General features: G+C 44.2%; 5 protein-coding genes and 1 pseudogene. 5 read left to right on the top strand and 1 reads right to left on the bottom strand.

Translation table 11 applies throughout. From position 1 onward, the window contains the following. The first annotated feature begins 274 nt into the window (after window positions 1–274). The 4 genes from lptM to VLN09_RS06440 all read left to right on the top strand — a co-directional run bounded on the left by lptM (window position 275) and on the right by VLN09_RS06440 (window position 4,229). A complete protein-coding gene (lptM, locus tag VLN09_RS06455; RefSeq protein WP_325244801.1) occupies window positions 275–595 on the top strand; it encodes an LPS translocon maturation chaperone LptM in 321 nt (106 codons plus the stop codon). A 100-nt stretch (window positions 596–695) separates the two neighbouring features. Continuing rightward, the gene (gene lysA, locus VLN09_RS06450; RefSeq protein ID WP_325244799.1) at window positions 696–2,027 is read left to right on the top strand and encodes a diaminopimelate decarboxylase; all 1,332 of its coding nucleotides are present in this window, start codon (window positions 696–698) and stop codon (window positions 2,025–2,027) included. A 199-nt stretch (window positions 2,028–2,226) separates the two neighbouring features. Beyond that, window positions 2,227–3,114, top strand: a complete 888-nt coding sequence (dapF, locus tag VLN09_RS06445; protein WP_325244797.1) for a diaminopimelate epimerase — start codon at window positions 2,227–2,229, stop codon at window positions 3,112–3,114. Between the two features lie 77 nt (window positions 3,115–3,191). Then, the gene (locus VLN09_RS06440; RefSeq protein ID WP_325244795.1) at window positions 3,192–4,229 is read left to right on the top strand and encodes a tyrosine recombinase XerC; all 1,038 of its coding nucleotides are present in this window, start codon (window positions 3,192–3,194) and stop codon (window positions 4,227–4,229) included. 30 nt (window positions 4,230–4,259) lie between these two features. Here VLN09_RS06440 and VLN09_RS06435 read toward each other — a convergent pair whose 3' ends face one another. Next, window positions 4,260–5,156 (bottom strand): nitrilase-related carbon-nitrogen hydrolase, encoded by an 897-nt coding sequence (locus tag VLN09_RS06435; protein WP_325244793.1) that lies wholly within the window; start codon window positions 5,154–5,156, stop codon window positions 4,260–4,262. 343 nt (window positions 5,157–5,499) lie between these two features. On the opposite strand from VLN09_RS06435, the pseudogene VLN09_RS06430 reads away from it, so the two are divergent. Further along, window positions 5,500–6,349, top strand: a pseudogene (locus VLN09_RS06430) (RNA polymerase factor sigma-54); the annotation flags it as partial.

The following is a 6,349-nucleotide window of genomic DNA, read 5'->3' as shown; positions in this document are numbered from 1 at the left end:
TACTCTATAAAAATTGTAAGTAAATTTTTCTGGGCTTATAAGGTAACGCTTTATCAATTCTGTATGAGCTATCTGTAACACTCATTTAACTATAAACTCAGTCATTTATTTGCATAAATTTATAGTTCAAACAGAGGTCGTAGGCGCACAGCTTTATCGAATAATGCTATGATTAAAAAATCGTCCTATTTTCCCTATTGCAGCCTTAGTTGTTTTCGCTGATAGTTAGTTTTATTGCGTCCACACCGTTGCAAGATTACAGGTTATCTATTCTATGTTTATGACACGATGCACCTCAAAAACCGAGCACTCTCAGGCAGTGGGAAGCACCACTCGCCATGGTATTTATAACGTAATGCTTGGTACCTCTATCGCGATAGCGTCAGCGGCGTTATTAACAGGTTGCGGACAAAAAGGCGACTTGTATCTTGTGGACTCTGGTAAAGCAGTACGAGATAGCACTGCTATATTGGATAGCGGTAGTAATCCCCAAGATGCCGCTTTTGCTAAGATTGACGGCAATCAGCAAAATAACGAGCAAGATACAGATGATTTTCAGCTGCCTGAACCTAGCAGTGATCCTAACGATTACTAATGGTTGATTATTGCTTATTAACATATAAACGCTAAAGCATTTTTTAGCGTATCCGACATGCTATTTACCTTAATGCCTTGATTATATTAGAGATGCTTATATGAGTCAGTCAGTCACTACCCAAACTGAGCAAGGGCTGTACATCAATCCTGAAGCCTTAACTGCCCACTTGCCTGCGCTACATTATCAAAATGACGCGTTACATATGGAGCAAGTCAGTATTGATGAAATAGTTAAACACTACGGTACGCCGTGTTATGTTTACTCAAAGCAGGCGATTTTAGACGTTTATAAAGCCTATACCGATAGCTTTGCCAGTTTAAACCATCAAATTTGTTATGCTGTTAAGGCAAACTCCAACCTTGCCGTACTTGGCGTGTTGGCGCAAGCAGGAGCAGGGTTTGATATCGTCTCACGTGGTGAGTTGATGCGAGTACTAGCATCAGGTGGCGAGGCTACACGCGTGGTGTTCTCAGGCGTTGGCAAGACTTATGGGGACATTAAATATGCCCTTACGCAAGGTATTGGCTGCTTTAATGTTGAATCGATTAGCGAGCTGACCTTAATCAATGACGTCGCAAAGGCACTAGATAAGTCAGCGCCAATCTCATTACGGGTCAATCCCAATGTCGATGCTAAGACTCATCCGTATATCTCAACAGGTTTAAAAGACAATAAGTTCGGCATCACTCATGAAGACGCGGTTGCTGTGTATGAGCAAGCGGCGCAATTATCTCATATCGATATCGTCGGTATCGATTGTCATATTGGTTCGCAGTTGACTGAAGTAGAACCATTCGTTGCGGCATTAGACAAAGTGATTGAGTTGATACATATCCTACGTAATAAAGGTATTGCGCTGCGTCATATTGATTTGGGCGGTGGTCTTGGTGTACGTTATATTGATGAGACGCCAGTATCTATCGATGAATTTGCCCAAGCATTATTGCCAAAATTGACTGAGCTTGGCTTAACAGTATTCTTTGAGCCGGGTCGCAGCATCGTGGCCAATGCCGGTGTGCTATTGACTAAGGTTGACGTACTCAAACCGACTGAGCACAAGAACTTTGCCATTGTCGATGCGGCAATGAATGACTTGATTCGCCCCGCTTTATATCAAGCTGAAATGGCAGTGATTCCAAGTATCTTACCTAAAAATGGTCTCGATACTGACGGTACGCAGCCGTGGGATATCGTTGGTGCTATTTGTGAAACAGGTGACTTTTTAGCAAAAGACCGTTTATTGTCATTAGCAATAGGCGATACTTTAGCGATAACGGGTGCGGGCGCGTATGGCTTTACCATGAGTAGTAACTACAACTCGCGCGGGCGCGCTAGTGAGGTCATGGTAGCGGATGATCGTCATCAACTGATTCGCAAACGCGAAAGTATTGAAGCGTTATATGCCGACGAAGTGTTATGGCAAAGTTAACTACTAAGCAATATAACGAACCTCAAAAAGCCAACCCATTATCGTGATGATAGTGGGTTTTTTATGGCAAGCTTTAATGAAAGATAGCAGTTTAAATATATAAAGTTAACTTAGTGTTTGATAGCGGTGATAATTATGATTGTATCTGACAGCGTGCTAATATAAGCCATACATAAAAATAGGATAAGGTATTAGGGATATGCTAATAGAATTTACAAAGATGCATGGTCTGGGCAATGATTTTATGGTCATCGATTTGGTGACGCAGCGTTTGGATTTGACCAAGGATTTAGTACAGTTATTGGGTGATCGTCATTTGGGCATAGGGTTTGATCAGTTGCTTGTTGTTGAGCCGCCTATGCGACCTGATGTGGATTTTAGTTATCGCATTTTTAATACTGATGGTACAGAAGTTGAGCAATGCGGCAACGGCGCCCGCTGTTTTGCCCGTTTCGTACAAGCGCGTAAGCTATCATTTAAACAGCGTCTCCGTGTTGAGACCGCGAGCGGTATTATTTCACTGACCACCGACCGCTACGGTTGGGTAGAAGTTGATATGGGTAAGCCCAAGTTTGAGCCAAGTGAGATTCCATTTACCCCAAGAGCCACGACCAAAATTCAAAACGCTTATCATCTGGATGTTAATGGCACACCGGTGCAGCTGTATGTCGCCAATATGGGCAATCCGCATGCTGTTATTAAAGTTGATAACGTGCTTGATGCCGACGTTGAAACTTTGGGCAAAGCCATAGAATCACATCCGGCGTTTCCAGAGCGCGTCAATGTCGGATTTATGCAAGTGATGAATCAGCGTCATATTCGTCTGCGTGTCTATGAGCGCGGTGTCGGTGAGACCCAAGCTTGTGGTACAGGCGCCTGTGCAGCAGTAGCTGTCGGTATCCGTGAGGGTTGGCTCGATGAAGGCGAAGACGTACGCGCACAGCTTTATGGCGGCAGCATGATTATCAAATGGCAACCTGGCTATTCAGTGATGATGACTGGTCCAACGGCTTTCGTCTATGAAGGTGTCTTTAGTCCCGATGGTTTAATGGCACAAGCGGGTATCAAGCCCAATCCAGAGAGTTAATAGAACAGCTTAATGGACAATGATAAGCGGCGAATATCGACCGTTAGGTGAATGCTATGGTCATCTCTAAGAGGGCTATGTTCAGTAAAAACCGTCAGACGACAGAGCCTACCTCAGATTCTGAGTCAAAAGCATGGCTATCGGCAGAATGGGCAAAAACCATCGAAGCTGATAGCGCGCTACGTGAACTGTTGGCGCCGGTACATCGTTGGCTCAATACGCTGTCGGTACGTAATCACTCCGAACATACACTGGTGGCTTATTTTGCAGGGCTAAACCAATTGGCGTTGTTTTTACGCGGTAAATGTCTGACGTGGACGCGCTGTGATAAGCGCCAATTAGCCCAGCATATCAGTCAACGACTTGATGAAGACAAGCTCGCGCTTGCTAGCGTCCAGCAAGAGCTATCGGCTATCCGCCATTTTTATGGATGGCTGATAGAAGAGGGGCAGGCACGTATCAATCCAACCACTGGCTATCAGTTGAAGCGCAGCCCTAGACCGTTGCCGTCTATTGCCGATATAGATTTATTGACTCAATTGCTTGACCAAGAGATTCCTGATACTCCAGAGCAGGCGCGCTTGTGGTTACGTGATAAAGCGATGTTTGAATTGCTTTACAGTAGTGGACTACGTGTGGGCGAGCTGGTGGCGCTCGATATGGCAGATGTCGACTTGGCTGATCTGCGTGTGCGCGTGACAGGTAAAGGTAATAAAACGCGTTTGGTGCCATTAGGTATCAAAGCCGCAGAGGCGATTCATCGTTATTTGCCACATCGTAATCTGTGGGTAGAACAGATGGATAGTGCTTTGTTTATCAGTGAAAAATTAGGCACACGCTTATCAACACGGGCAGTGCAACAGCGTCTCAAAGTTGCGGCTACGCGTGCGGGTATCGCGCAAAATATGTATCCGCATTTACTGCGTCATTGTTTTGCGTCACACATGCTCTCAGGCAGTGGCGACCTACGTGCCGTGCAAGAAATGCTTGGGCATAGCGATATCAGCACCACGCAGATTTATACTCATGTTGATTTTGCTAAATTGACCCAAGTCTATGATCGCGCCCATCCTCGTGCGACTCATGCAATCAAAGATAGCGATTCAAAGACTTAACTTTAAAAGTTTCGTTTATCAAAAATAAATTTAAGCCAAACGATGGCAGTCAAAGATAGGCATTTTTTGCCGTCCTTGGATTTGTGCCTGTTTATCTAAGCTTGCCAAGACCAAAGCATAATTTTTATTATTTTTATTGATAGAGTTGTTCAATGAACTATCCGCGTAGCTGTTAATGACGTTTCCATCATAAGTAGTGATAGCCGCATGCCCCCATGTCTGCCTCGTATGACTATCTTTATAAAGGTGGTCGCCTCCTTGAGCTGCACCTATTACCATACATTGGCTGTCTAAAGCACGTGCCTGTAATAAAAGTGACCAGTGCGCTTGTCCGGTCAGATAGGTAAAGGCAGCAGGTGCGCTTAATAGTTCCGCGCCTGCTTGCCGTAACCGCTTTGCCAATGCTGGGAAGCGTAAGTCAAAGCACACCATCATACCGAGCTGATAAATGTCATCATTTGCTTCGAGTGTTGTAACCACTGTCTGTGTACCGGGCTCAAAGGTCGCCGCTTCATTATAACTGCCTTGCTTGTCTGCGACGGTCGCGGTAAATAAATGAATCTTATCGTAGCGCGCTACTTGCGTACCATCAGGCGCAAACAGCAGGCTTACTTGGCGCAGTCTGCCGTCAGGCACGATACTGCCATCAGGACGATAAGGGCAAGGTAATGAGCCTGCAAGCACGTAGATACCATAAGTACGCGCATAGTCGGCTATCGTCGCTGACAGCGCATCAAAGCGCTCTGCAGTGGCAAACTGTCGCCCCATGCTACAGCAGTTCTCCGGTAGCACTACCAGCTGTGCACCTTGTGCACGAGCGTCGATAATAGCGACTTTTATATCTGCTAAATTATCTTCAATATTTTGTTGGCTGTTCATTTGAATGGCAGCAACGGTTAGCGTTTTATTATTGTTAGGGTTACTCATAGCAATGTTCTCATTATTGTCAGTTTGATAGATGTCTTATAAAGTGTTTCTAAATTATCGCTATTAGCTGCTGATCCGCTCTTTATTTTGCGAATTATTTTATGTAAATGTGAGCAGGTGCACATTTATAGGAATTTATTTTTTCCATTTAGAAATCATTATATAAAAGATCTGTAAAAGCAACTAGATAACAAATCATAAGGGTTTATCAATCACTTATCTGTCTAGGGGATAAATTATCATAGCAAAATTGCCGCAAAAAATGCTATCGTCAGGTCCTGTTACTGTCATCATCAGCATAACATAAACAATATCACCATGATTGGAGTGTAATAAACTGCCCATGAGTATGTCGTTCGGATTGGCGGCCACGTTAAGCACCTCACAAAAACTCACCCCGCAAATGCAGCAAGCCATCAAATTGCTGCAGCTCTCTAGTCTTGAGCTTGCGCAAGAGGTTCAAGCAAAATTGGACAGCAATCCCTTGCTCGAACGTGTTGAGGATGACGAAGATGAGTTTGGCAATGAGGATAAAGGGACATTTGATGAGTTTGGTACATCATTAAACCTAGACAATTGGAACCAGCATACGGATTCTGACACAGTTACTGCATCTTCTTCATCAAGTAATGAGGATGGGTTTGAGTATGATGACAGTATGAGCGATAGTGTTATTATTGATAGCTTAGACAAACTGCAGCAGGACAGTTTTGATACAGATGCTATCGACAGTGATACGTTAGATAGCTTTAATGATATTGTAGATTATGATGATTTTAATACCGCCAGTGCTGGTACAGGAAGCACAGCAGCACGCCAAGATTTTGATGATATTGATAGCTATCAAGGCAGCACCAATGCCAAGATTCAAGACCATGTACGCTGGCAGCTAAACTTTAAACGCCTCTCAGTAACTGACACCCTTATCGCTGAGTATTTGATGGACTCTATGGATGAAATGGGTTTTATACGCATTGATATCGATGAGTTATTACAAAGCTTTGATACCATGGCAAGCTTTTATCAGTGGGATGAGCGCGTCGAGCATGATGAGGTAATGGCAGTCCTACGTATGATTCAATCCTGCGAGCCACTTGGGGTCGGGGCGCGTCATCTAAGCGAGTGCTTGAGCATTCAGTTATCGAAGCTCGATACGGATACTCCGTATCTAAAACAAGCGCAAGCACTATTGT

This window comes from Psychrobacter sp. (assembly GCF_035469765.1).
Lineage (GTDB): Bacteria > Pseudomonadota > Gammaproteobacteria > Pseudomonadales > Moraxellaceae > Psychrobacter.
This window is presented reverse-complemented; position numbering and strand designations above follow the sequence as displayed.

Coding starts and splice junctions, on each gene's coding strand:
- lptM (WP_325244801.1), top strand. CDS start 275: ATGTTTATGACACGATGCACCTCAAAAACCGAGCACTCTCAGGCAGTG.
- lysA (WP_325244799.1), top strand. CDS start 696: ATGAGTCAGTCAGTCACTACCCAAACTGAGCAAGGGCTGTACATCAAT.
- dapF (WP_325244797.1), top strand. CDS start 2,227: ATGCTAATAGAATTTACAAAGATGCATGGTCTGGGCAATGATTTTATG.
- VLN09_RS06440 (WP_325244795.1), top strand. CDS start 3,192: ATGTTCAGTAAAAACCGTCAGACGACAGAGCCTACCTCAGATTCTGAG.
- VLN09_RS06435 (WP_325244793.1), bottom strand. CDS start 5,156: ATGAGTAACCCTAACAATAATAAAACGCTAACCGTTGCTGCCATTCAA.